Below are 24,858 nucleotides of genomic sequence, written 5' to 3'. Positions count from 1 at the left end.
CGAATTCCTCACTCGGCAGCGAACTGCATTTCCGGTACGTGATCCGGGACGATCAGTTTACCAGCGGTTTTGGCGACGATTTCCTCGACGCTGACGCCAGGTGCGCGTTCCTTGAGGACAAAAGCGCCATTTTCGATTTCCAGGTACGCCAGGTCAGTCAGCACGCGCTTGATGCAACCGGCGCCGGTCAGCGGCAGGCTGCATTGGCTCAGCAACTTGGACTCACCGTCCTTGGACGCGTGGGTCATGATGACGATGATGTTGTCGGCACCGGCCACCAGGTCCATCGCGCCGCCCATGCCCTTGACCAGTTTGCCGGGGATCATCCACGAGGCGATGTTGCCTTGCACGTCCACTTCGAAGGCGCCCAGCACGGTCAGGTCGACGTGGCCGCCGCGGATCATCGCGAAGGACTCGGCGGAGCTGAAGATCGATGCGCCGATACGCGCAGTCACGGTTTGTTTGCCGGCGTTGATCATGTCGGCATCGATGGTGTCTTCAGTCGGAAACGGGCCCATGCCGAGCAGGCCGTTTTCCGATTGCAGCATGACTTCCATGCCTTCGGGGATGTAGTTGGCGACCAGGGTCGGGATGCCGATGCCGAGGTTCACGTAGTAGCCGTCCTGCATTTCGCGGGCGACGCGTTGAGCCATTTGTTCGCGGGAAAGTGCCATGTTCTTGTTCTCCGTCAGCCTGGATTATTTGCGGATGGTGCGTTGTTCGATACGTTTTTCGAACGTGCCGCAAATGACCCGGTCGACGTAGATGCCGGGCGTGTGGATGTGTGCCGGATCCAGTTCGCCGGGTTCGACGATTTCTTCGACTTCGACCACGGTGATCTTGCCGGCGGTGGCGGCCAGCGGGTTGAAGTTCTGGGCGGTGTGGCGGTAGATGACGTTGCCGAAGTGGTCGGCTTTCCAGCCTTTGACGATGGCGAAGTCACCGGTGATGGACTCTTCCATCAGGTACTTGCGACCGTGGAACTCACGCACTTCCTTGCCTTCGGCGACCGGGGTGCCGACGCCGGTGGCGGTGAAAAACGCAGGGATGCCGGCACCGCCTGCGCGCATTTTTTCGGCGAGGGTGCCTTGCGGGGTCAGGACGACTTCGATGTCGCCTTTGAGCAGTTGCTCTTCGAACAGTTTGTTTTCGCCCACGTAGGAGGCGACCACTTTTCTGATCTGGCGATCGGTCAGCAGCACGCCGAGGCCGAAACCATCGACGCCGCAGTTGTTGGAGACGACGGTGAGGTCGCGGGTGCCTTTGCGCTTGATCTCGGCGATCAGGTTTTCCGGAATGCCGCACAGGCCGAAGCCGCCGGCGATCACGGTCATGCCGTCTTCAAGGCCTGCCATGGCTTCCTCGTAGGAATACACGCGCTTGTCGAAACCTGCCATATGCACCTCTTTTATTGTTTGTCGGGCGGCTGGCTAGCCGAATGGTTGGAGTGTCTCGCCGGGGGATATATTTGTTAAGTTGATTTTTAAGGTTGATTGATTGATAAAGCTCAACAATGGACTTGGTTCTCTGTTCCCACGCAGGAGCGTTGGAGCGATCAAGAAATGCTCGCCGTCGTCGGCGGGCGGATGTACAGCTTAGCCGTTGGAGCGACACGACCATGACCATCAAGCAGATGCGCGCCTTTCTCGCCGTGGCCCAGAGCCTGAGCTTTGCCGTGGCCTGTGAGCGTCTGCACCTGTCGCAATCGGCGCTGAGCCTGACCATCAAGGCGCTGGAGGAGGGGCTGGGCGGGCGTCTGTTCAGCCGCAATACGCGCAACGTGGCGCTGACCCCTGAAGGGGAATCGCTGCTGCCGCTGGCCCGGCGTCTGATCGCCGACTGGGACAACGCCGAAGACGAAATGCGCCAGCGCTTCAGCCTGCAACGGGGGCGAGTGACGCTGGCGGCGATGCCGTCGTTTGCCGGCAACCTGCTGCCGCCGATCCTCAAGACCTTCCGTGCGCGCTATCCGAACGTCAACGTGACGGTCAACGACGTGATCAACGAGCAAGTGCTGGAAATGGTCCGCGATCGTCAGGTCGAACTCGGCGTGGCGTTCGAGCCGATGCAGAACACGTCGCTGACCTTCACGCCGCTTTACAGGGATCGCTTCGTCGCGGTGGTGCCACAGGATTCGCCGCTGGCCCAGCGCACCGACATCGACTGGCAGACCTTGCTGCAGGAACCGTTCATTACCCTGCAACGACCGTCCACGGTGCGGGTAATGCTTGAGGAACACTTGCAGGCCCGGGGCATGAAACTGCCGGTGGAGTTTGAAAGCCATCAACTGGCGACGGTCGGGCGAATGGTCGCCAGCGGGCTGGGCGTCAGTGCGGTGCCGGCGTTGTGCGCCGAGCAGATGCGTGAGCTGGGCGCGCGGTGTCTCACGTTGCATGAACCGGTGGTGGAGCGGGCGATTGGGGTGTTGACTGATTCCGGGAATGAACTGTCGGCGGCGGCGCAGGCGCTTTTTGACATTCTCAAGGCTGAGGATTTGGGTCGTCTCTGAAATCCATCCCCCTCACCCCAGCCCTCTCCCGGAGGGAGAGGGAGCCGACCGAGTCGTGCTGCTTAGTACATCGACCTGCACCACCGAGTCGATTATGGATTCAGGTTCATCAACTCTTGAGTTCGACTCGATATTTCAGGTCGGTGTATCTCTAACATTCAACACGGTCAGTCCCCTCTCCCTCCGGGAGAGGGCTAGGGTGAGGGATCGCCAGCCGGACATCACTCTCACAGCATCAACCCTCCATCGCCTGAGCCAATAGCGGCAACAACGCCTCACAAGACCCCTCAATCTTCAAATCCAGCAACTCATCCGCCCGCGTCTTCCCCAGATTGATCGCTATCAGCGGCTTGCCCCGATCCGCAATCACCCGGCACAGACGAAACGCCGAATACGCCATCAACGACGAGCCGACCACCAGCATCCCGGCCGCATTTTCCGCTGCCGTCATGGCCCGAGCCGCTGTGGGCTGTGCCACGTTCTCGCCAAAAAACACCACGTCCGGCTTCATCCGTTCGCCTTCGCAATGCGGACAATGCGGCACCTGGAAACGTGCCTCGAAGGCCGGGTCGAGCAGGGTATCGCCGTCCGGCGCCTGCACGGCGTCGACGCCCGCCAGATAAGGGTTCTGCGTTTCCATCAATTGCTGAATCGAATCCCGCTCGCTGCGCAAACCGCAATCCAGGCACAACACCCGATGCAGGCTGCCGTGCAGTTCGATGACGTCGTGGCTGCCGGCCTGATCGTGCAAGGTGTCGACATTCTGGGTGATCAGGCCGCCGATCCGGCCGTGGCTTTGCAGGCTGGCCAGCGCTTCATGAGCCGCGTTCGGTTGCGCCTGACGCACACGGGGCCAGCCGAGCATCGCCCGGGCCCAGTAGCGGCGGCGTGATTCGGGCGCCGACAGAAACTCCTGATACATCATCGGCTGTCGGCCCCGGCGCACGCCGTTGGTATCGCGGTAGTCCGGGATGCCCGACGGCGTGCTGATCCCGGCGCCGGTCAGCACCACGAAATCGCCGTCGGCCATGGCCAGTTGCAGGTAATCGAGATGTTCGTGGAGGGGGCGGTCGAGCATGGTCAGCGCTCCGCAGGCTGTGAGTGCCTTGCAGGTTAGCACTGTCGGGCGCCTCTTAAAGAGGCGCCCGGTGCCGACGTTTACTTGCGAGCCTCCAGAATCAGGTTGAACGGCGTCTGCGTCGCCCGCCGGAACTGCTTGAACCCGGCTTCACTGAACACTTTGCGCAGGCGCATCTCGCCAGCCTGTGCACCGAGCCCCAGGCCCACTTCCTGGGACAGCGAGTTCGGTGTGCAAATGAACGTCGATGCTGCATAGAAAAGCCGCCCGACCGGGTTGATATTGTCGTCCAGCGTGTCGTTGGCAAAGGGCTCAACCAGCAACACCGTGCCGTCGTCCTTCAGGCAATCGTAGGCATGTCGAGCCGCGCCGACCGGGTCGCCCATGTCGTGCAGGCAGTCGAAGTAGCAGATCAGGTCGTAGTCGTCGCCGGGAAAGCTTTTCGCCGTGCCCTGGAAAAACTTCGCGCGGCTGCTGACGCCGCCTTCTTCAGCACGCTGGGTGGCAACGGTGACCGAAGGTGCGTGGTAGTCGAATCCGACGAAACGCGAGTTGGGATAGGCCTGGGCCATGATCACCGTGGAAGCGCCATGACCACAGCCGACATCGGCGACCTTGGCGCCTTCTTCGAGTTTGGCCACAACGCCCTCCAGCGCAGGCAGCCATTCGGCAATCAAGTGTCCTTTGTAGCCGGGGCGGAAGAACCGTTCAGTGCCGGTGAACATGCACGGATGGTGATCACCCCAGGGCAGGGCGCCATTGCCGCGCATGGCTTTGACCAGTTTGTCCTTGTCGTGGAAAAACGACGCCACTACGCCGAGCCCGCCGGCCACGTAGACCGGCGAATCTTCCTTGGCCAGGGCCATCGCCTGTTCTTCCGGCAGGCGGAATTTGCCGTCCAGGTGTTCCATGTAGCCGGACGCCGCGTGGGCGCTCAGCCATTCGCGGACCAGCCGGGAGTTGCAGGCGGTTTTTTCGGCGAGGGTTTCCGGGGAGATCGGTTGGCTGTCGGCCATGGCTTTGTACAAGCCAAGTTCTTCGCCGACGATGACATTGGCCAGCATCGCCGCGCCGCCCATGTCGTTGACCAGTTTGCCCATGAACTCGTTGAGTCTGGCCTCGTCCATGTCATGTGCTCCTGTTAAGGATCACAGTCCGGTGGTGTTGGGGGTCGAGGCATTCACCACCGGGCGGTGGTCGTGGAAACGGGCAGGGCGCCGATAGCGGCCTGCGTCCCCCTCGACTGGGTAATGTTTGAGTCTAGCCGCTGTTGGCGCCGGTGGGAGCGGGCTGCGTGGATTTCGAGGCTTGTATCGTTGTATGTCTCGACGGTGCGTGGATACGCTTTAACAAGGCCCAGCAGATCGGAAGCCTGCTCCAGCGCTTTTTTGACAGGGACGCCAGCGCTGAAAGAGAGGCCAGCAAGACGACGCCTGCTGAAAAGCACGATAGGCGCACTTCCTCACGCAACACGCAGATTTTGCCTACAACTTCGACGTGACTCTATCCCATATTCTTAATCGACTCGGTCGAGGCAAGGACTTTTGAGTGCTGAAGTCTTTGTTTATCTGTGAAGTCCGAAGTCACTTCCTCGCACAGGCTGATCGAATCCGCCGAGAAATCATCCCCGCTAAAAGCCATGAACTCTGTCGTCTGCCGGGTTACTCACCGATGGTGCACGCGAGCCGAAGCGCAGAAATGAAATGATGCATTGGATGCAACGGAGAGCGAATTGACCGCCTACTTTCCACCGCTGTGCATAGACGGATCAACGTACAACTTTTCTCATCTCGAACCCTTTACGTTCACGATTCAGAGTCAATTGGCGAAGCGTGATTTACGCGTGCATGTCACTTTTTCGAATCATTGTTTCAGCAAGGGATACGATCAAGACTTACATCCGGATGGGGAGCCAATCCTGCTCGACCATGCCCAGCGGCAGCGTAGCTTTTGCATGACCCGTTACCGCCTTTCACTGTCACTGCCGCCAGTGATCAAGGGATTGAATCATCCCCAGGCGAAAGTTAGTGAAACGGCGGCGATGCGAAACTGGGCGTACTCCATCATGATTGAGGATCCGAGCGGGCCCTACCATGTCTTTTTTGAGTTGCGTCGCGCTGCCGAAGAGAAGCTGCAAGATCTCAATCTGGTCGTGGAAAGCGCTTGCCACCAGACTGAAAAGCCGCCCAGGCTGTTCGGGAAAATGGGATTTATGCTGCTGTGCGGTAAGGTCTACCTTCGTCAACCGACCTCCACCAAACGCTGACACCAGAAACGAAAAAAGGCGCCAAAGGCGCCTTTTTTCGTTTCGGTAAAGCAGATCCAGACACCACTTACGAACCGCCTTGCGCGGTTACAGCTCTCGCTGCTGGGAAGCGCTCAATCTCATCTGGTCAGTCGCTTCGATGGGGGCAAAGCTAACGAAAACTGGCGGATACGTCAATGAATTAGTAACTCGTCGTTCACGAAGAAGTCAGCGGGTTCTGTATCACATTGTGTACAGGCTCGCCGCCGATACAAAACTCGCCATTTCCCGCGCATTGCCCACACAGCGGCGATACACCCACCGGTTTAACTGAGTCTGTCAGTCGCCACGCCCGGCGGCTCTTTTGCAGAGATCTTGCCCATGCAGATTCCCCAACCCACCTTGCAGGCCAGCGTCGGGCTCGGCCTGCGTCGCGGCTTGATGAAAGATCTTCAAGTCGCCCGCACCGGCGATTTCGACTTTCTCGAAGTCGCCCCGGAAAACTGGATCGGCGTCGGCGGTGCCCACGGTGCCGCGCTGCGTGAACTGGCCGAGCGTTATCCGTTGTCCTGTCACGGCTTGTCGTTGTCGCTCGGCGGGTCGGCGCCGCTGGATGTCGAATTTCTCCGGGAAGTCCGGGTGTTTCTCGATCATTACAACGTGCCGCTGTACAGCGAACACTTGAGCTATTGCAGCGACGACGGCCATCTCTATGATCTGCTGCCATTGCCGTTTACCGAAGAAGCCGTGCGCCACGTGGCTGCGCGGATTCGTCAGGCCCAGGACATCCTCGGCCGGCGTCTGGCAGTGGAAAACGTTTCCTATTACGCCGCGCCCCGGCAGGACATGGACGAGGTCACCTTCACCAACGCTGTGCTGCGCGAGGCCGATTGCGACCTGCTGCTGGACGTCAATAACGTCTTCGTCAACTCGATCAACCACGGTTTCGATCCGCAGACGTTTCTGACCGGGATCGAGTCGGGGCGAGTGGTCGGGATGCACGTGGCCGGGCATTTCGACGAGTCCGACACGCTGAAGATCGACACTCACGGCGCGTCGGTGAAACCTGTGGTCTGGTCGCTGCTGGCGGACGCCTATGCACGCTTTGGCGCCCAGCCGACCCTGCTCGAACGCGACTTCAACTTCCCGGCCTTCTCCGAGTTGGTGGCGGAGTTGCAGACCATTCGCCGCTTGCAGAATCAGGGAGGCCAACGTGGATAACCTTGAGCAGCAACAACGGGCCCTGACGCGCTACCTGCGCGATCCCGAGAACGAGACGCCCCCGGCCGCCATGAACGCGGCGCGAGTCAACGTTTATCGCGACCTGGTGTTCAACAATGTCTCGCAACTGTTGGGTGGGACCTTTCCCGTGCTGATCCGGATCATCGGCGATCAGCGCTGGCGCACCCTGATTCGCGGCTTTCTGCGGGACTACCGCGCGCAGACGCCAAAATTCGGTGAGATCGCCGAGGAGTTTGTCGGTTACCTCGCGTCGGAGCCCGCCGTGTTGAGCGCGGGCGAGTGGCCGACGTTTCTGGTGGAACTGGCGCATTACGAGTGGGTGGAAATGGTGTTGCAGCAGTCCGACGCCGAGCCATTTTCGGCAAGTGATCCCGCGTTGCTGGTGGAGCGGCCATTGCAGGTTTCGGCGCTGGCCTGGCCATTGGCGTATACGTGGCCGGTGCAAGTCCTCAGTCCGGATCATCAACCCTCTACACTACCGACCCAGCCAACCTTGTTGCTGGTGCGGCGTGCGGTGGATTTCGGTGTGAAGTTTTCCGAGCTGAGCCCGTTGGCCTGGCGGTTGTTGCAGCGCATTGGCGAGTTCCCTGCGTTGAAGGGTCGTGAGCAACTGGAAGGGCTGGCGATGGAGGCAGGGTTGCCGGGAACTGCGTCGTTCATGGACAGCGGGTTGGCGTTGTTGCGGCAGATGCATGCAGACGGTGTGCTGGGCGTGGTGTAGTCGGTTCAGCTATCGCGTAACAGCCATTCGGGTGGATGGGGATGCAGGCTGTAGAAATTGCGCAGTTGTGCCGAGTCTCGCTCGAACCACTCGTTCACCCATTGGCTGTATTGCTGGCGCGCGGCACCTTGCCATGCCGGTTGCCGGAGACAGTCGTACACGGTTTTTGCCGCCTGCATGCCCGTCATCAACGCTTTGAGTATGCCATGTGACGAGGCAGGGTCGAGCAGGCTGGCGGCATCGCCAACCATGAAATAACCTGGCCCGGCGGGCGCCGTGCAGAGGCGCCAAGTGACGTCGGCGCCGCGAATCGGAGCCGATCGTGGCAGTGTTCGCAGACGCTCGGGAATCATCTCTGGAGAGTACTTTTGCTTTTCGAAAGTCAGGCGCGCCCAGTGCAGCCGCTGCTGCTCAACCTGCGCGAGCCAGGTCCAGCCATCAGGATCGGCTGACAATCGAGGTGCCTTTTCATCGGGGGGCAGACTGCCCTCGTGATATCCGAAACAGGCCACCAACGGCGGCGAGTAGTGTCGAACTGCGATCTGTCGTTTTCGACTCAACCATCCCGGTCCACCACTGCCATCGATCAGGTAGGGAGCAAACAGCAGGCCGGCGTCGGTGTTCACGCCGATCACGCGATCGTCCCGCAGGAGTACCTGTTGCGCGCGGCACGGCTGGTACACCGTGACACCGAGAACAGCAGCCTGTTGCAGCAGCGCCGCATCCAGTTTGGCCCTGGAGATCTGAAAGCCGCGCCAGGGGCCGTAGTCATCGCCACCAAATCCGATGAACTGCAGCGGACCATTCCACTGGACCCAGTGTCCCTCGAAACGCAAGGCATGGTGGTTACACAGTTGTTCAGCCACGCCAAGCTGTTCCAGCAACGGTTCGATGCCGGGGTGCAGACTTTCTCCGGGGCGGAATCTGGGAAATCGTTGCTGCTCGATCAGCGCAACCCGCAAGCCGCGCTGCGCACAGCCGATCGCCGCCGCGCAGCCTGCGGGGCCGGCGCCGATCACCAGCACGTCAAACCGATTCAAGTGCGAGCTGCCAGGCAGCGTTGCCGTACTTGATCAGCATGACTTTGGCGCTGACCAGGAGGCTCACTTGTTCCTCGACTTCAACATCCTGCCACTTGAAATTGGCGGCCGGCTGGATCACTTTGCCGCGCCTGTACATCTGGTAGCGATGCACCCATCCGTTCAACGTCACACCGGATTGTTGCTGAGCGATGTCGAGTTCTGCATCGGGACGTTGCACCAGGAAAAAAGACAGCAATGGCCAATAGTTGCGCTGGGCAGGGTTGTCGCCGGGTCCAAGCACCGTGTAAACGCGGTACATCGAGAGTACGCGGTCCTGATACGCCTGTTGGGTGATCTGGCCGGTCAGACTCAGCGAAAACCCGTTGGCAAGGGCCGTGCCCGTGTAGTCGCTGTACTCGTAGGCGTGGTAACGGACGAAGGTCTTGCCTTGGTCGAGTATCACCTGCGGGGCAGGATGATTGTCCCAGGCCACATCACCCTGACCGGTTTCCGCATCGGTCAGCGGGATGATGGTGTGCAGGCTGTCGCGTGGCTCGAAGGTGCGGGTGGAGTCCGGTGCAACGCCTGGCCAGTAGGAACCGAGCGCGGCACAGATGCGCTTGTCTTCACAAAAGGGGCTGGCCATCTGATAACCGGCCAGCGCATTGATCCAGGTTCCGTTCGGACCTGGCAAGCGAACCCAGCCCACCTCCCAGCCTGGGCCGAAGACCCCGGCGGCAGCGTCCGGCAATGAAGACGGGCGAGGGGGCGAGGGGTGCCAGGTTCCGGGGGCCGGACGCGGTTTCGGCTTGCGCGGCAGCGCCACAATGGCCGTGATCCCGCGATCCTCAGGCGTGAAGGGCTGATCTTTCAAACTCAGGTTCGCGCAATAGCGCACATTCGATAAGGCTTCCAGCCGCGCATGCCAGATGTCGGGGCTGGAGAAGGCAGGTTCCTCTTTCACCCAGTGCAGGAGCCGGCGCGGATTGCAAAACGTAAAGTAATCCGTGGCGCCGATGACCGAATAGACAGCCTTCGAAGGCAGGTTGTCTGTCAGGGGTGGGCAGATAGCCCGGACAAAACCGTCAGCGGTGCCATCCTGATAGTGCAGTGCACGATAGCCACCTTGCTTGACCAGTTCGGCAACTCCCTCGCGATCATTCAGATCCTCGATCTGGCCATCGTCTCTCACCTTGTGCCGGCCATGGACCATGCCGCCGGTGTTGGCCGGCATCATGAAAGACAGTGGTTGTCCCTTGTAATGAGCCAGCTCGACCAGATGCGGCTTGGGCTCAGGAGAAAGAATTCCCGGTCCCAGGTCAGGCTGCGTTGCCCAACCTGCAAGGTCCTTGGTGATGATGAATGGATGCTCGGATATCTCTGGCTCTTGCCAGCCGGTGCCGCTGTGGCGCAAGTGGACATGACGGATCTTTTCGTTGATCTGGTAGTTATCCAGCGTCAGGGTCAGATCCAGCCCATGCAGGCACTCCGCTCCACTGAAGAGCTTGTGCAAGGGCACTTGGAAATCCAGCCCGTCATCCAGCCCTGACTGAAAGTCCATAGGCCCGAATCGTTGGTCATCGCCTTTCAGTTGCACCGCAAGGTAGGCGCTGTAATGCACCGGCATCACCCGAATCCCGTGGACATCATCGTCGACGAAGGGCAGGAAACACCGCAGTCGTTCGTCATAGCGGGCGCCTGCGGTGCCTGTTCGGGCGATCCCGGTGCGGGAGAAACACAGATCGGCATGCTGGCCGTGGACCGTGTCGACGGCGCAGCGGTACTCGCTGGCGAACACCGCCACCGACAGTGGTGCACCTTGAGCCTGTTGCAGCAGGTCGTTGAGCGTGGGTGGCTGGATGCCGAACACGTAGTTCAGAACCGCCTCGATTTCGGCATGGGTAGGAAAAATCCCTAGAGGCTGCCCGGTCTCGTCAGCCGTGACTTGCGGTGAAGCGAGCGCGTGGTAGAGCAGGCTTTGTGCGGGCAGGGCAGGCTCGATGGCGCGGTTGCCGTCAGGGCAAAAGTCCTCGAAACCGGTGAGCGTCCGGTCGATGATCAGTGGTTTGAGCAATTCTGCCTTCAGTGAAGGCGCCAGAATATCCAGGCCGTGCGCCAGCAACAGCGAATGCCAGCCACCTGGAGCCAATCGCTGACAGGTTCGGGTTACGGATTCGAGCAGATTCATGCGTGCTCCATGGTACGGTTGTACGAGGGGCCATCGCACATCAATCAGTTGGCGATCGCGACTGTCAGAACTTACAGTCGCGACCAACGGTGCTCATCGCGGCGGTGGAAATCAAACGATAGAGTTCGACACCGGGCAATAACAGTCGGCCATTTCCGAGAAGAATGTAGCCGTCGACTTCGCGCGATGTCATCCCGGACACCCGCAGGCCGGCGTCGCTTAAACAGCCATCACGAATGAAGCGGTAACTTCAGCTCCGCACACAACCCGCCACCGTCACGGTTGCTCAGATTCAGCGAACCACCCAGCGCCATCGCCAGTTGCTGGGCAATCGCCAGTCCCAGGCCGGTGCCACCCGTACTGCGGTTGCGCGAGTTTTCCACGCGGTAGAACGGCTCCATCACCTGCGCCAGTTCGTCTTCGGCAATGCCCGGCCCGCGATCCATGACTTTGATCGACAGTTCGGTGTGTTTGCGCTCGACGTGCAGTTCGGCAGCGCCGGCGAACTTCAGCGCGTTGTCGGTCAGGTTGACCAGCACCCGGCGCAAGGCGTGGGGACGGGTGTCGATGACGGCATCGCTCTTGCCGCTCAATTGCACTTCTTTGCCCATGTCCTGATAGTCGAACACCAGGCTGTCGAGGAATGAATCCAGATTGGTGCGCCGACTTTCTTCGGTCGAACCGTGGATGCTGCGCGCATAGGCCACGCCTTCACGCACCAGATGCTCCATCTCGCCAAGGTCGTTCCACAGTTTGTCCTTTTCCGCCGAATCGTCCATGAACTCCGCGCGCAGTTTCATACGGGTGATCGGCGTTTGCAGGTCGTGGGAAATCGCTGCCAGCAATTGCATGCGTTCCTTCAGGTACGCGGCGATGCGCGCCTGCATGGTGTTGAACGCACGGGCGGCGTAGGCCACTTCGTTCGGGCCTTTTTCGTCCAGATTGATCGGATGGGCGTTGGGGTCGAGGGTTTCCACCGCGTTGGCCAGGCGGGTGAGCGGGCGAATGGCGATGCGAACTGCCAGCCAGGTGCAGGCGATCATCAGCGCCAGTTGTCCGAGCAGCACCACGGGTAACCACGGCGACAGCGGCACCATCGAAGGTCGCACGTCGATGGTCACCGGGCTGCCGTCGCTCAGGCGCAAATGGCCTTGAAAGTGCTTTTTCGGCCCCGGAATGTCGGTGAAGGTCAACGGGTAGGCTTCGCCGATGGCATCGGTGATCGAGGTGACTGCAATCGGCACGTCGCCCGGGCCGATCGGCGTGCCCGGTTCGCCTTCGCTCAGCAGGTAACCGTAGTTGTTCCGGGCCAGGCGTTCGAGCCACATCGGGCGTTCGTCGGCGGGCAAGCGGTCGAGGATCGCGATCGAGGTCGAGACGTCGGTTTCCAGGTTGCCGAGCATGGTGTTCTTCGCGCTTTCATAGCGCTCGTAATATTGCGCACCGAACGACAGCGCCTGCGCCAGCAGCAAACCGATCAGGAAAATCAGCGACAACCGTGAGGCCAGGGTACGCGGCCAGTGCAGGGCAAACGTCATGCGGGGGCTCCGAGGATTTCTACCGGTAGCGAGAACACATAACCTTCACTGCGCACGGTCTTGATGTAGGCCGGTTCGCGGGCGTCGTCCAGCAGGCGCTGGCGCAAACGGCTGACCAGCAGATCGATGGAGCGGTCGAACAGATCGGCGTCGCGGCCCTGGGTCAGGTTGAGCAACTGATCGCGGCTCAACACCCGTTGCGGATGATCGAGGAACACCCGCAGCAAGCGATATTCCGCACCGCTCAGGGCGACCATGGTGCCGTCGGTGTCCAGCAGATGCCGGGCCGAGGTGTCGAGCTGCCAGCGACCGAACGCCAGCAAACGGCCGCTTTCGGTGACCACCAGGTTGGGCGGCAGCATCCGTGTACGGCGCAGCACCGCGTTGATCCGTGCCAGCAGTTCACGGGCGGCGAAAGGCTTGGTCAGGTAGTCGTCGGCGCCCATTTCCAGGCCGATGATGCGGTCGGTTTCGTCATTGCGGGCGGTGAGCATCAGGACCGGCGTGGCCTTGTGTTTGCCGGCGCGCAATTCGCGGCACAGCAGCAGGCCGTCATCGCCCGGCATCATGATGTCGAGCACGATCAGGTCGACGGTGTTGGCTTCCAGGAAACTGCGCATCTGCCGGCCATCGGCGACCACGGTGGTGCGCAGACCATTCTTCTTCAGGTAATTGCCAACCAGTTCGCGAATCTCGCGGTCGTCGTCGACGATGAGAATGTGATCGACATGATCCATGGAGCCAAACCTCTATCAAGGGGGGAATGTCTCGCAGTCTATAGAGCCCGCGCGGGCTCGCCTGCCTGCCTTTGTATTGCAGTGTATCTGGCGCAACGACGGATACACGGGGACGCAAAAACACGATTTTTTCAGGGTTTTGTATCGCTGTGTATCCCCCGGCGGGCGAGATACGTAGCGATTTATACCTGCCGTTTCCCGACACAGACGGGATACCTCGCGAGCTTTAAATGAGCTCCATCGAGGCACACCACAGCGCCTCGGCTCAATCAACGAAGCCTTGAGGAAATCGCCATGAACAACAAATCCGTAATCGCCGCCTGCCTGTTTGCTGCCCTGAACATCTGCACCCTGTCGGCCCGCGCCGAAGCGGTTGCCGCTCCGCAAACCTACACCTACGGCACGCATCTGGACATCCAGAAAGTGATCTCGATGAAGGAGGACAAATCGATGACCTGCGGCATCGTCGACGCCCGCATGACTTACCTCGATTCGGCCGGTCAGACCCGCGTTCTCGACTACAGCAAATTCGCCGACGGCTGCGACAACCAGAACTGATCCGCCCCCCCACTTAAAGGAAGACCGCCATGAACAACGTATCGCGTTTCCTGACCGCCATTGCCTTCTCGTTTGCTGGTGTTGCGGCGCACGCCAACAGTGCCGTCGAACAGAATAGCTGCGCCGGCAGCACCTGCTTTCAACTGAGCCCGGTGGCCAAGCAGGGCAGCGATGCCTTGATCGCCGCCGACGGCGCCAGCCACACGCCGCAAGGACAGATGGTTGCAGCGGACGGCTCCAGTCATACCCCGCAAGGCCAGACGGTGGCCGAAAACGGCGCCAGCCGAACCCCACAGAGCCAATGGCTGGAAAGCCAGACCGCTTAAGTCCCTGAGCGTGTCTGTCGGTCATCGGCAGACACCTCTTTTATCGGCAGACCGCCCATCCTTCAAGAGGTGAACCTCATGTTCCTTATCGCTTTCCTGGGCGGTCTGTTGACTGTCCTCAGCCCCTGCATCCTGCCGGTGGTGCCGTTCCTGTTTGCGGGCGTCGACCGCAGCCGTTCTTCGATCCTGCTGACCCTCGGCGGCATGGCCCTGACCTTCGCGGCGATTTCCAGCCTGGCGGTGGTCAGCAGCGAGTGGGTGATTCAGGCCAACAACACCGGTCGGCACATCGCCCTGGTGGTGATGGTGCTGTTCGCGCTGTCGCTGATTTCCGCGCGTATCGGTGACTGGTTGGCACGGCCATTTGTACTGCTGGGTAATTGTCTCGATCCGGACACCCGCCAGAAGGCCGGCCCCATGGGCTCGATCATGATCGGCGTTGCCACGGGGTTGCTGTGGGCGCCGTGTGCCGGTCCGATCCTCGGCGTGATCCTCACCGGCGCCATGCTGCAAGGTGCCAATGCGCAGACCAGCCTGTTGCTGCTGGCCTACGGTGCGGGCAGTGCGTTGTCGCTGGGGACGCTGATCTTCGCCGGTCGCGGCCTGGTCAACCGGTTGAAACCGTCGATCCCGTTCACTGGCTGGTTCCGGCGCGGGGCGGGTGTTGCGGTGTTAGCGGCAGCCGCCGTGATTTCCACCGGTGCGGATAAAACCCTGCTGGCCGGCACGTCATCCGAAGGTGTCGCCAGCGTCGAGAAAAACGTATTGGAAAATGCGCCGAAAGTGGTCGACTACTTCATCAGCAAAGTGCGGGCGGATTCGACGGCGGAGGAGCAGGGCAAAGGCGCGATGCCGTCTCTGACCGGCGCAGTGCAATGGCTGAACTCACCGGAACTGAGCGCCGAATCCCTGCGTGGCAAAGTGGTGCTGGTGGACTTCTGGACTTACGACTGCATCAACTGCCAGCACACGCTGCCATACGTGAAGGACTGGGAGAAAAAGTACGGCAAGGACGGCCTTGTGGTGATTGGCGTGCACACCCCGGAATACGGTTACGAGCGGATCATCGACAACGTCAAGGATCAGGTGAAGAAACTCGGCATCACCTACCCGGTGGCCATCGACAACAACTACGCGATCTGGCGCAACTTCGACAATCAGTACTGGCCGGCGCACTACCTGATCGACGCCAAGGGCCAGGTGCGTTACACCCACTTTGGCGAGGGGCGTTATGAAGCGCAGGAGCAGATGATTCAACAGCTGCTGAAAGAGGCCAAGGCACCTGCAGCCTGAACCGCGAACATCAATGGCTCACAGGTCGCGCACCATGAGCCATTGTTCGTTGTCCCAGGCCTGAAAACGCTCCAGCACTGTCCAGCCGCGTTTTGCGTAGTAGTCCTGTTTGTTTTGCGTATGCAGGTAGAAACGCGGCAGGCCTTGTTTCTTTGCTTGCTCGGCAATCCCTTCGATCAACTTTTCTGCCAGCCCCTGACCACGAGATTCGGGACTGACCAGCACACAGGCCAGCCAAGGCTCCAGATCCGGTCGTTGCGCAAGATCTGCACGAGCCAGCGCCGCGCCACCGAGCAAGCGCTCGCCGTCCAGTGCGATCAGGCAGCGCCAATCACCATTGGTTTGCCCTTCGGCAAATTCCCGCTGCCATTCGGCCAATGGTTGATGGGCATATTCGTAGTGAAACTGGCGGTGGATCCACTCGGCGTAAGTGTCGCTGTGCTGCATGTGGTCGGCGAGCCATTCGAGGCGCAAGGACATGGTCGGATTCCGTTCTCGGGTCGGGAGCGCATGAGAGCCGATCCGCTCGCGCATTGGCAACCCCCGGCAGTGTTTCGGGACCTTTACAAAATCCCGCCATTCATCGGCGAAAGCCCGGTTTACGGGCTCTTTAGACGATTGGAGGGGACGCCGGGCGGCCTCGGCGCGATAGTGGTGGAGCAGGGTGATGTGAACCCTGTCACACATAAGAAAAGCGAGGTTGCCATGCCGAAATTCGTGATTGAACGCGAGATTCCAGGGGCCGGAAAGCTGTCGGAGCAAGAACTCAAAGCAGTGTCGCAAACGTCCTGCAACGTGCTGCGTGAACTCGGGCCGGAGGTGCAGTGGCTGCAGAGTTACGTCACTGCCGACAAGATTTACTGCGTGTACATCGCACCCAACGAAGAGCTGGTGCGCGAACACGCCCGGCAAGGGGGATTCCCGGCCAACAGCGTGTCCCGGGTGACGACCATCATCGACCCGACGACCGCCGAGTGACGCCTGATCCAACCTGTCGTGGAGCACCTGTTCATGAGTACCCCCGTTGATCTCACTGCCCTGAAGGAACGCCAGAAAGTCGCCTGGGCCAGCGGCGACTACGCCGTGATCGGCACCACCCTGCAGATCGTCGGCGAAACCCTTGCCGAAGCCTGCGACCTGCGTTGCGACGAAGAAGTGCTGGACGTCGCCGCCGGCAATGGCAATGCCACGCTGGCGGCGGCACGCCGTGGTTGTCTGGTGACGTCCACCGACTATGTCGCGGCGCTGCTGGAACGCGGCCAGGATCGGGCGCGGGCCGAACACCTGGACGTGACCTTTCAGGTGGCCGACGCCGAAGCGCTGCCGTTCGCCGATTCCAGTTTCGATGCGGTGCTGTCGACTTTCGGTGTGATGTTCGCACCGGATCAGACCAAGGCTGCGAAGGAGTTGGCGCGCGTCTGCCGCCGTGGCGGGCGGATCGGCTTGGCCAACTGGACGCCGGAAGGCTTCGTCGGCCAGATGTTCAAGACCCTCGGCCGTCATCTGCCACCGCCACCCGGTGCCCAGCCCCCGTCGAACTGGGGCGCGGAAGCCTGGTTGCATTCGCAGTTCGATGATCGCCAGTTCCAGGTGCAGGTGACTCGTCGTCACTTCAACTTCCGCTATCGCTCGGCGGCGCATTTCATCGACATCTTCCGCCACTGGTACGGGCCGGTGCACAAGGCGTTCGCGGCGTTGCCGCCGGAGAGCGGGCAGGCGCTGGAAGGAGATCTGACGCAATTGATCGACGGGTTGAACCGGGCAGGACCGGAGTCTATGGTGGTGCCCAGTGAGTATCTGGAGGTGGTGATTACCAAACGCTGAGCACAAACCCGTGTGGGAGCGAGCCTGCTCGCTCCCGCGGGATTTCTATTTCAGGTGCGAAGCATCAAACCACTCCAACGCCGTGCGCCAGATGCAGATGCCGAGAAAGTACGCCGACGCCAGCAACCACAGGCCCATCACCAGTGGATTGATCACCGGGTGGTTGATCACCAGCGACAGACTGCACAGCAACCAGATCGCCGTCACCGCGATATTGATCGGCATGAAGCGCCGCACGCGGAACGGGTGCAGGAATTTCATCCGGGTGATAGTCAGCAAGGCCAGGCCGATCACGGTCAGGAAGGTGAGCCACGGCCCCGGGCCGATGATGTAAAGGCACAGCGCAACCACGTTCCAGGCGGCGGGGAAGCCGACGAAGTAGTTGTCCTTGCTCTTCATGTTGACGTTGCAGAAGCAGAACAGCGACGACACCAGAATCAGCGACACCGTCAGCAGCAGCGTGTAGTCGGGCAGCGGAATGTAGCGATAGATGAACAGTGCCGGAATGAATACGTAGGTCAGGTAATCGATCACCAGATCGAGGATCGATCCGTCGAAGCTCGGCAGCACCGACTGCACGTTGACCTTGCGCGCCAGCGCGCCGTCGAGGCCGTCGACGATCAGCGCCACACCCAGCCACATCAGGCAGTGGGTCGGCTGGTTTTCCAGCAGGGCGAGGGTGGCCAGAAAGGCAGTGACCACGCCAGTCGCGGTGAAACCATGGGCGCCCCAGGCCTTGAGCCTGGCGATGTGGACGGTCGATATCACAGGGGCGTTCTCCAGAAAGTGAAGCGAGCCGGGTATCACGCTTGATTGACAAGGGTGGCGGCCAACCGGGTCGGGTTTGCAGCTATCGACCGGTCGGGCCGGGATAAGGTTCACCCTTCATGAATCTTAGCTGGCCGGGAAAATTTTTCGACGCCGAAATCGCTTCCCCGCAGCAGCGTCAGCCAAACGGTGCTGGCGCAACGCGTGCGGAGGTCTATCGTTGCCTGACGCTGTTACGCCTTTGCCTGAGGACGATGTCATGAACACCAGTGATTTGCTCGAACAACTGCTGCGAGGCCAGGCCTCGGCGGGACAACAAAGTGGCGCTTCGGCCGGCGATGGCCTGGGCGGGCTCGGCGGTTTGCTGGGTGGCCTGCTGGGCGGCGGCGGTAACAGCGGCGGTGGTTCGCCTGCCGGCGGATTGGGCGGCCTGGGTGGGCTGCTCGGCGGATTGCTCGGTGGCGGAGCCTTGGGTGGCGGGGCGCTTGGCGGCGGTACGCAAAGTCGTTCCGGCGGCACCAACTACGCGGCACTGGCCTCGCTGGGCATGATGGCGTTCCAGGCGTATCAGGCCTGGCAGCGCAGTCAGGCATCGGCGGCGCCGCAACAAACGCCACAAACCGCAGACCTGTTGGCCGGCCCGCAAGTCGAGGAACACAGTCACGCGGTTCTGCGCGCACTGATCGCGGCGGCCAAGGCAGACGGCCGGATCGACGATTCGGAAAAACACCTGATCAGCAGCGAAATCGGCCGCCACACCGACGATCCGAACCTGCAGCAATGGCTCGACGCTGAAGTCGCCAAACCGCTGGATGCCAGCGAAGTCGCGCAAGCCGCCAACAACGATCCGGCGGTGGCCGCCGAAATGTATATCGCCAGCGTGATGCTGGTGGATGACCAGCAGGACGCCGAGCGCAATTACCTGGATGAACTGGCGGCGGCATTGCAGATCGACCCTCAGTTGCAGGTGCATCTGGAGCAGCAGGCCAAAGGCACAGCCTGAAACACGTCATCACCCAAGCCCCGGACGTTTCCATCCGTCCGGGGCTTTTTTATGCCGATTGAATTTTTCTCCGCCAGCGTCGCTCTTCTGCATAACAGGACCCGATTGCAGCCGGAGCCGCCATGAACAGGAACCTCGACGACTACAACCGCATGCGCGACTTCTCGGCAACCTCTGAACCGGCGGCGGTCAAGCGGCGGGGCAAGAAGGCTGATGCCGATCACGCGTTGCAGTTCTGCATCCAGAAGCACGACGCGTCGCACCTGCATTATGACTTTCGCCTGGAACTCGACGGTGCGCTCAAAAGCTGGGCGGTGCCCAAAGGCCCGTCGCTGGACCCCACGGTCAAGCGGCTGGCGGTGCATGTCGAAGACCATCCGCTGGATTACGCGACCTTCGAAGGCAATATTCCCGAGGGCCATTACGGCGCCGGGGACGTAATCGTTTGGGATCGCGGCGTGTGGATCCCGCTGGAAGACCCGCAGAAGGCCTACGCCAAGGGCAAACTCAAGTTCGAACTGCAAGGCGAGAAGCTTGGCGGGGTGTGGAATCTGGTGCGCACCCACATGCCGGGCAAGCAGGAGCAATGGTTTCTGATCAAGCATCAGGACAGCGCCGCCCGGCCGCAAAGCGATTACGACGTGCTGGTCGCCGAGCCGGACAGCGTGCTCAGCGAGCGTACCTTGGTCGACAAACCCAGGCTCGACGCCAGACAAGTCAAACCGCTCAAAAAACCAGCGCGCAAGCCGGCCTCAGGAAAACTTGTTGGCGCACACAAGGCCCGGATTCCCGCGCAGTTGAAACCGCAACTGGCCACGTTGGTGGACAGTGCGCCGGCGGGAGACTGGAGCTACGAAATCAAGTTCGACGGCTACCGGATCATGGCGCGCATCGATCATGACGACGTGCAGTTGTTCACCCGTAACGGTCATGACTGGACGCACAAACTGCCGGAGCAGGCCCGGGCACTCGCCGCGCTGGGGCTGGAATCGGCCTGGCTTGACGGTGAAATGGTCGTCGCCGACGAGGCCGGTGTTCCGGATTTTCAGGCGCTGCAGAATGCGTTCGAAGCCAACCGCAGCGCGAACATCATTTATTACCTGTTCGACCTGCCTTACCTCAACGGCGTCGATCTTCGCGAAGTACCGGTCGAAGAGCGGCGCGCGGCGCTGGCCACAGTATTGAAGGCGCACAAGGATCCACTATTGCGCTTCTCCGAAGCGTTCGACGAAACCCCGGAAGCGTTGCTCAACAGCGCCTGCCAGATGCAGATGGAAGGCCTGATCGGCAAGCGTCTCGGCTCGCCGTACGTGTCGCGGCGCAGCAGTGACTGGATCAAGCTCAAGTGCAAGCATCGTCAGGAATTCGTGATTGTCGGCTACACCGATCCGAAGGGTTCGCGCAGTGCGTTTGGTGCGTTGTTGCTGGGTCTGCACGATCGCGACAGCGGTGAATTGCGTTATGCCGGCAAGGTCGGCACCGGTTTCAATGAGGCCACGTTGAAAAACCTGCTTGCGCAGTTGAAGCCCTTGCGGGCGAAGAAGCCGGCCGTGGTCAACCCGCCGAGTGGCTTCGAGGCCCAAGGCGTGCACTGGCTGAAACCGAGCCTGTTGGCGGAAGTCGCGTTTGCCGAGATGACTCAGGACGGTTCGGTGCGCCATGCGGTGTTTCATGGCGTGCGTGAGGACAAACCGGCCCGGGACATCACTCAAGAGAGGGCCAAAACGGTGAAACAGTCTGAATCAGAACCCGGCCTGGCCAGCGGCAAGGTGCGCATCACTCACCCTGACCGGGTGATCGACGCCAGCAGCGGCACCACCAAGATGCAACTCGCCGAGTATTACGCCAGCGTCGCCGAGTGGATCCTGCCGCAACTCAAGGATCGCCCCGTGGCACTGGTGCGGGCGCCGGATGGCATTGCCGGTGAACTGTTCTTCCAGAAAAACGCCGAACACCTTGCGATCCCGGGCATCCGCACGCTGGACAAGGACGTCACCGGGCAACCGGTCATGTTGATCAACAATGCCGAAGCGCTGGTCGGCGCGGTGCAGATGAGTACCGTCGAACTGCACACCTGGAACGCCACCACGGTGGACCTGGAGAAGCCCGACCGCTTTGTTCTCGACCTCGACCCGGACCCCGCGCTGCCCTGGAAAAGCATGGTCGAAGCCACCGCCCTGACCCTGACCGTGCTGGATGAACTGGGTTTGCGGGCATTCCTCAAGACCAGCGGCGGCAAAGGCATTCATCTGGTGGTGCCGCTGATCCGCAAGCACGGTTGGGACGAGGTCAAGGATTTCAGCCATGCCATCGTCAGCCACATGGCCAAGCTGTTGCCGGAACGGTTTTCAGCAGTGTCCGGGCCGAAGAACCGGGTGGGGCGGATCTTCATCGATTACCTGCGCAACGGTCTCGGTGCCACCACCATTTGCGCCTACGCGGCGCGCACCCGCGAAGGGTTGCCGGTGTCGGTGCCGCTGTTTATCGATGAAGTGAAGGAGATCAAAGGCGCCAATCAATGGAACGTGCATAACGTCCACGAACGACTGGCGGAGGTCGGTGATGAGCCCTGGGCGGACATGAAGAAAACCCGGCAAAGCATCACGGCCGAAATGCGCAAACGGGTCGGCATGAAGAAATGATCAAGTGTCGCGCAGCAAGTCGTGGGCGTTGAGCAATTGGAAGGCGACTTCCGGATGCTTTTTCAGACCGCGGCGGATGGCGGCCGGAATGGATTGTTTTGTCTTGCGGCAGAGGCCCGGCAGTTCGTCAATCCTGATATCGATCCCGAGCATGGTCTTGACCACGTTGTCACCGGGGGCGATTTCCACGCGAATACCCAACTGCTCGAACATCCTGCCTTGCAGGCGTTCGAGATCGGCCAGGCTTTGCAGGTTTTCCAGACGATCCAGCAGGCGTTTTTCCTCCTGCCGGGTCAGCAACAGGATGCGTATATCTGCGCCAGGATTTTCCAGCAGCGGATCGCGCCCGCAGTCGCAGACACCGGGAGGGCAGGGGGAGCGGATCGGGGCGGAAATCGTCATGGCCTCCATCATAGAGGCCGTTCGACGGTTTTGCCCATGGTCGCCCGGCTGCCGTCCATCGGCAGAGTGCAAAGCTGGCGACGTCGAGCGTACGGCTTACTGCGACAAGCCTTCGTAATGAACCAGGATGGCGTTGGCCAGCTCTTCATCGCTGGCATTCAGACCGGGGTTGTCCTGGCGAACCTGTTGCAGAACCGACTCCAGATACACGCCACGAATGGCACCGCCGCTGGCGACGAAGGCGGACAGGTCGTCACGGGCCGGAATCACCATTTTGTGATCCTTGAAGGTGGAGTACAGCGACGCTGAAACACCCGCCGATGTGGCGACATCTCCCGCATCCACACGGGCGAAGGCCGATCCAAAGGGCAGGCACAGCACAAGAGACGAAACGAGTAATAAACGACGCATGACGGTGTTCCTCCAGCAGCGTAAAGCGAAAAGGAAGTTCCACATAATGTGAGAGGTGCCGCGTGGCTCGGGAGTTCCATGGGCCGGAACAAGTTGTCGGGGCTGCAAACCGAGAACTGCCGCACAGTGTTCTTTTTTACCGGATGTGACGACACACGTTGAGACGCTCTAACCCGGCGGGTTCGCGGAAATAGGCTTAACTGAAGCTTTGAAAGCGCTGTGCGGCGCGACCAGGGAGAAAATTACCGTGTCGATCAAACTGCGTTTGGTGTTGCTGATTGCGACCAGTCTGCTGACGGCGCTGATCGTGAGCCTGGTCAGTTACGTCGGCAACCAGCGGATGGCTTCGGCGGTCAGTGACAACGCGGTCAGCATGAGCGCGCTGCGCAACCACATGGAAGCCGACATGATGCACGACGCCCTGCGCGCCGACGTCTATTCGGCGATGCTCGTAGGGCTGGGCAAAAGCACCAGCACGGCGGACGAGGTGCGCAGTTCCGTCGAAGAACATGCCGCGCATTTTCGCGAGGTACTGGGCGAGAACCTGAAACTGCCGCTCGACGCCACGATCCGGGCGGCGCTGGAGCAGATCCGGCCAAGTCTCGACACTTACATCAACGCCGGCGAGCGGATTGTCGGGCTGGCGCTGGACAACCCGGACACGGCGCAACACGAACTCGGCACGTTCAGCGCCGCGTTCAGCCAGCTCGAAGAGCAGATGGCGTCCCTGAGCGAACTGATCGAAACCAATACCCGGCAGACCAGCCAGGGCACCGAAGCGGCGATCCGCAACGCCAATATCGCCCTTGGTGTCGTGTTGATTGCCAGCCTGTTGCTGCTGTTGGTGCAGGGGCGCTGGGTGATCCTGAGCATCACCGGGCCATTGAAAGCCGCCAGCCGCATTGCTGAAAGCATTGCCCATGGCAACCTCAGCGAGCCGATCGCCGAGCCTTCGGGCAAGGACGAGGCCAGCGTGCTGATCCGCACGCTGGCGACCATGCAGCGGGATCTGCGCGACATGATCGACGTGGTACGCCGCAATGCCCACGGCGTCAGCGGCATGAGCGAGCAACTGAGCCACGGCTGCCATCAGGTGGCCGACAGCAGCCAGCAGCAAAGTACCGCCGCCGGCACCATGGCCGCCGCCGCCAGCCAGATGACCGCCAGCATCGAGGAGATCACCCGCCACGCCGAACGGGCGCTGAACATGGCCAGCCAGGCCGAGTCACTGGCGAAAAACGGCGGTCAGGTGATCCATCAGGTGGTCAGCGACATGGACGACATCGCCCGTTCCGCCCAGCAATCGGCGCAGGTGATCCGCACGCTGGATCAGGAGTCCGAAGGCATCTTCAACATCATTCAGGTGATCAAGAGCATCGCCGACCAGACCAACCTGCTGGCGCTCAACGCGGCTATCGAAGCAGCCAGGGCGGGTGAACAGGGCAGGGGGTTTGCAGTGGTCGCCGATGAAGTGCGCAGCCTGGCCGCCCGCACCAGCGCTTCAACCCAGGAAATCGCCGCAATGGTCGCCCGCATCCAGAACAGCACGCGCGAAGCGGTCAGCAGCATGGAAGCAGGTGTGGCTCAGGTCGACAAGGGCATGGCGGTCACCGCCGACGTCGAACGCGCTATCCGCGAAATCCTCGAAGCTACCCTGAACACCACGCAACTGGTCAACGACATCACCCGCACCATCGGCGAACAGAGCCAGGCCAGCAACGAAATTGCCCATCAGGTTGAGATGATCGCGGGCATGTCGGAAGGCAATAGCAAAGTGATCGGCGAGACGGCGAATACGACAGATGAGTTGTCGAGCCTGGCGGGTAGGCTGGCGCAGTCGGTGGATCGGTTTCGGTTGTGAAGGTTTCTGGAGAGCGCAGTCGGGCGGTGCCGGGAACCCTATTTGTAACAAGGGAGCGTCAGGATTCTGGATTGGAAGGGGCGGTCAAACGGCTGAAAGGCTCAGGCCAGAGCCGCTGATGGGGGTCATGTTCGGCCGCTGGCAGCCGATAAGTCCTTGAACGGATAAAGACTATCGAGTCGGGAACAGACGCGCGGGTTTGTCCTGACGTGATATTCTTCGCCCCACTTGGTTTGACCTAATTCAGTCTGGCGCGCTTTTCGGCGGGCCGACCGAACCCCTGTCGCTCAAGTAGCTGAAGCCAATAATGATAAGAAGTCAGTTCAGAAGGGACATATAACTGAGGTCGACGCAGCCTGTCGGCCTTGTGTGCCCACCCGTCAAAATTGAAGTGTGCCGGAACCCGCGACGCTGGCCTGAGTGTCGCGAACAAGGGGAACTCATACGTACAACAGCGGCGGGCGGAAGGCGTTTTATCATAGGTGCAACA

25 protein-coding genes and 1 pseudogene are annotated in these 24,858 nt (G+C 60.9%); 13 read left to right on the top strand and 13 right to left on the bottom strand.

Annotated elements, in window-relative coordinates:
* Positions 1-8: 8 nt before the first annotated feature.
* Both AC1RR7_RS16155 and AC1RR7_RS16150 read right to left on the bottom strand, forming a co-directional pair.
* Positions 9-674 carry a CoA transferase subunit B gene (locus AC1RR7_RS16155; protein ID WP_085648845.1) on the bottom strand — a complete coding sequence of 222 codons (666 nt, stop codon included), beginning with the start codon at positions 672-674 and terminating at the stop codon, positions 9-11.
* A 24-nt stretch (positions 675-698) separates the two neighbouring features.
* Entirely contained in the window at positions 699-1,397 is a 699-nt protein-coding gene (locus tag AC1RR7_RS16150; RefSeq protein ID WP_085698663.1) for a CoA transferase subunit A, read from the bottom strand.
* Between the two features lie 221 nt (positions 1,398-1,618).
* On the opposite strand from AC1RR7_RS16150, the gene AC1RR7_RS16145 reads away from it, so the two are divergent.
* Positions 1,619-2,509, top strand: coding sequence for a LysR family transcriptional regulator (locus AC1RR7_RS16145; RefSeq protein ID WP_493157975.1), 891 nt, complete (start codon positions 1,619-1,621; stop codon positions 2,507-2,509).
* Positions 2,510-2,744: 235 nt separating this feature from the next.
* On the opposite strand, the gene AC1RR7_RS16140 is transcribed toward AC1RR7_RS16145, so the two are convergent.
* The 3 genes from AC1RR7_RS16140 to AC1RR7_RS16130 all read right to left on the bottom strand — a co-directional run bounded on the left by AC1RR7_RS16140 (position 2,745) and on the right by AC1RR7_RS16130 (position 5,034).
* The gene (locus tag AC1RR7_RS16140) at positions 2,745-3,587 is read right to left on the bottom strand and encodes an NAD-dependent protein deacetylase (protein ID WP_493157974.1); all 843 of its coding nucleotides are present in this window, start codon (positions 3,585-3,587) and stop codon (positions 2,745-2,747) included.
* 80 nt (positions 3,588-3,667) lie between these two features.
* Entirely contained in the window at positions 3,668-4,714 is a 1,047-nt protein-coding gene (locus tag AC1RR7_RS16135) for a class I SAM-dependent methyltransferase (RefSeq protein WP_096822889.1), read from the bottom strand.
* 53 nt (positions 4,715-4,767) lie between these two features.
* Complete coding sequence (locus AC1RR7_RS16130; RefSeq protein WP_102619584.1) at positions 4,768-5,034, bottom strand: DUF3077 domain-containing protein; 267 nt, start codon at positions 5,032-5,034, stop codon at positions 4,768-4,770.
* Positions 5,035-5,319: 285 nt separating this feature from the next.
* Between AC1RR7_RS16130 and AC1RR7_RS16125 the strand changes: the two genes are divergently transcribed.
* The 3 genes from AC1RR7_RS16125 to AC1RR7_RS16115 all read left to right on the top strand — a co-directional run bounded on the left by AC1RR7_RS16125 (position 5,320) and on the right by AC1RR7_RS16115 (position 7,795).
* Positions 5,320-5,853 carry a YjaZ family protein gene (locus tag AC1RR7_RS16125; protein ID WP_493157973.1) on the top strand — a complete coding sequence of 178 codons (534 nt, stop codon included), beginning with the start codon at positions 5,320-5,322 and terminating at the stop codon, positions 5,851-5,853.
* 360 nt (positions 5,854-6,213) lie between these two features.
* Positions 6,214-7,053 (top strand): HvfB family MNIO-type RiPP peptide maturase, encoded by an 840-nt coding sequence (locus AC1RR7_RS16120; protein ID WP_493157972.1) that lies wholly within the window; start codon positions 6,214-6,216, stop codon positions 7,051-7,053.
* Complete coding sequence (locus AC1RR7_RS16115) at positions 7,046-7,795, top strand: HvfC family RiPP maturation protein (RefSeq protein ID WP_493157971.1); 750 nt, start codon at positions 7,046-7,048, stop codon at positions 7,793-7,795. The genes AC1RR7_RS16120 and AC1RR7_RS16115 overlap by 8 nt, the downstream gene beginning before the upstream one ends.
* Positions 7,796-7,800: 5 nt before the next feature.
* Here AC1RR7_RS16115 and AC1RR7_RS16110 read toward each other — a convergent pair whose 3' ends face one another.
* The 4 genes from AC1RR7_RS16110 to AC1RR7_RS16095 form a co-directional block, all read right to left on the bottom strand.
* A complete protein-coding gene (locus AC1RR7_RS16110; protein WP_493157970.1) occupies positions 7,801-8,835 on the bottom strand; it encodes an NAD(P)/FAD-dependent oxidoreductase in 1,035 nt (344 codons plus the stop codon).
* Positions 8,822-11,005 carry a hypothetical protein gene (locus AC1RR7_RS16105; protein ID WP_493157969.1) on the bottom strand — a complete coding sequence of 728 codons (2,184 nt, stop codon included), beginning with the start codon at positions 11,003-11,005 and terminating at the stop codon, positions 8,822-8,824. Before AC1RR7_RS16105 ends, AC1RR7_RS16110 begins: the two co-directional genes overlap by 14 nt.
* 230 nt (positions 11,006-11,235) lie before the next feature.
* Complete coding sequence (locus AC1RR7_RS16100; protein ID WP_192560405.1) at positions 11,236-12,543, bottom strand: sensor histidine kinase; 1,308 nt, start codon at positions 12,541-12,543, stop codon at positions 11,236-11,238.
* Positions 12,540-13,280 carry a response regulator gene (locus tag AC1RR7_RS16095; protein ID WP_085708690.1) on the bottom strand — a complete coding sequence of 247 codons (741 nt, stop codon included), beginning with the start codon at positions 13,278-13,280 and terminating at the stop codon, positions 12,540-12,542. Before AC1RR7_RS16095 ends, AC1RR7_RS16100 begins: the two co-directional genes overlap by 4 nt.
* Before the next feature lie 294 nt (positions 13,281-13,574).
* Here AC1RR7_RS16095 and AC1RR7_RS16090 point away from each other — a divergent pair, with 294 nt between their 5' ends.
* From AC1RR7_RS16090 to AC1RR7_RS16080, 3 genes are all read left to right on the top strand, one after another.
* A complete protein-coding gene (locus tag AC1RR7_RS16090) occupies positions 13,575-13,838 on the top strand; it encodes a DUF2790 domain-containing protein (protein ID WP_096822885.1) in 264 nt (87 codons plus the stop codon).
* Between the two features lie 29 nt (positions 13,839-13,867).
* A complete protein-coding gene (locus AC1RR7_RS16085) occupies positions 13,868-14,164 on the top strand; it encodes a hypothetical protein (protein WP_493157968.1) in 297 nt (98 codons plus the stop codon).
* A 78-nt stretch (positions 14,165-14,242) separates the two neighbouring features.
* Complete coding sequence (locus tag AC1RR7_RS16080) at positions 14,243-15,457, top strand: cytochrome c biogenesis protein DipZ (protein ID WP_493066090.1); 1,215 nt, start codon at positions 14,243-14,245, stop codon at positions 15,455-15,457.
* 18 nt (positions 15,458-15,475) lie between these two features.
* Here the strand turns inward: AC1RR7_RS16080 and AC1RR7_RS16075 are convergent, their stop codons facing one another.
* Positions 15,476-15,937 (bottom strand): GNAT family N-acetyltransferase, encoded by a 462-nt coding sequence (locus AC1RR7_RS16075; protein WP_169429817.1) that lies wholly within the window; start codon positions 15,935-15,937, stop codon positions 15,476-15,478.
* Between the two features lie 225 nt (positions 15,938-16,162).
* Between AC1RR7_RS16075 and AC1RR7_RS16070 the strand changes: the two genes are divergently transcribed.
* Together AC1RR7_RS16070 and AC1RR7_RS16065 are read left to right on the top strand one after the other, a co-directional pair.
* On the top strand, positions 16,163-16,435 hold the full coding sequence (locus AC1RR7_RS16070; RefSeq protein ID WP_102619593.1) for a DUF4242 domain-containing protein: 273 nt from the start codon (positions 16,163-16,165) through the stop codon (positions 16,433-16,435).
* A 33-nt stretch (positions 16,436-16,468) separates the two neighbouring features.
* Positions 16,469-17,281: a class I SAM-dependent methyltransferase gene (locus AC1RR7_RS16065; protein ID WP_096822880.1), complete on the top strand. Its 813-nt coding sequence runs from the start codon at positions 16,469-16,471 to the stop codon at positions 17,279-17,281.
* Positions 17,282-17,326: 45 nt separating this feature from the next.
* On the opposite strand, the gene pcsA is transcribed toward AC1RR7_RS16065, so the two are convergent.
* Positions 17,327-18,049 (bottom strand): phosphatidylcholine synthase, encoded by a 723-nt coding sequence (gene pcsA / locus AC1RR7_RS16060; RefSeq protein ID WP_102619594.1) that lies wholly within the window; start codon positions 18,047-18,049, stop codon positions 17,327-17,329.
* A 259-nt stretch (positions 18,050-18,308) separates the two neighbouring features.
* Here pcsA and AC1RR7_RS16055 point away from each other — a divergent pair, with 259 nt between their 5' ends.
* Together AC1RR7_RS16055 and ligD are read left to right on the top strand one after the other, a co-directional pair.
* Complete coding sequence (locus AC1RR7_RS16055; RefSeq protein WP_493073456.1) at positions 18,309-19,052, top strand: tellurite resistance TerB family protein; 744 nt, start codon at positions 18,309-18,311, stop codon at positions 19,050-19,052.
* 122 nt (positions 19,053-19,174) lie between these two features.
* Positions 19,175-21,694, top strand: coding sequence for a DNA ligase D (gene ligD / locus AC1RR7_RS16050; RefSeq protein ID WP_493157967.1), 2,520 nt, complete (start codon positions 19,175-19,177; stop codon positions 21,692-21,694).
* Here ligD and AC1RR7_RS16045 read toward each other — a convergent pair whose 3' ends face one another.
* Entirely contained in the window at positions 21,695-22,096 is a 402-nt protein-coding gene (locus AC1RR7_RS16045) for a hypothetical protein (RefSeq protein WP_273539430.1), read from the bottom strand.
* A gap of 96 nt (positions 22,097-22,192) precedes the next feature.
* Positions 22,193-22,507, bottom strand: coding sequence for a DUF2388 domain-containing protein (locus AC1RR7_RS16040; protein ID WP_096822876.1), 315 nt, complete (start codon positions 22,505-22,507; stop codon positions 22,193-22,195).
* Positions 22,508-22,754: 247 nt separating this feature from the next.
* Between AC1RR7_RS16040 and AC1RR7_RS16035 the strand changes: the two are divergent.
* Positions 22,755-23,513: pseudogene (locus tag AC1RR7_RS16035) on the top strand (MCP four helix bundle domain-containing protein); the annotation flags it as partial.
* Positions 23,505-24,368, top strand: a complete 864-nt coding sequence (locus AC1RR7_RS16030; RefSeq protein WP_371858598.1) for a methyl-accepting chemotaxis protein — start codon at positions 23,505-23,507, stop codon at positions 24,366-24,368. The pseudogene AC1RR7_RS16035 and the gene AC1RR7_RS16030, both read left to right, overlap by 9 nt.
* Positions 24,369-24,858: the final 490 nt, after the last annotated feature.

Source organism: Pseudomonas sp. GW821-FHT11G12 (genome assembly GCF_058808055.1).
This window is presented reverse-complemented; position numbering and strand designations above follow the sequence as displayed.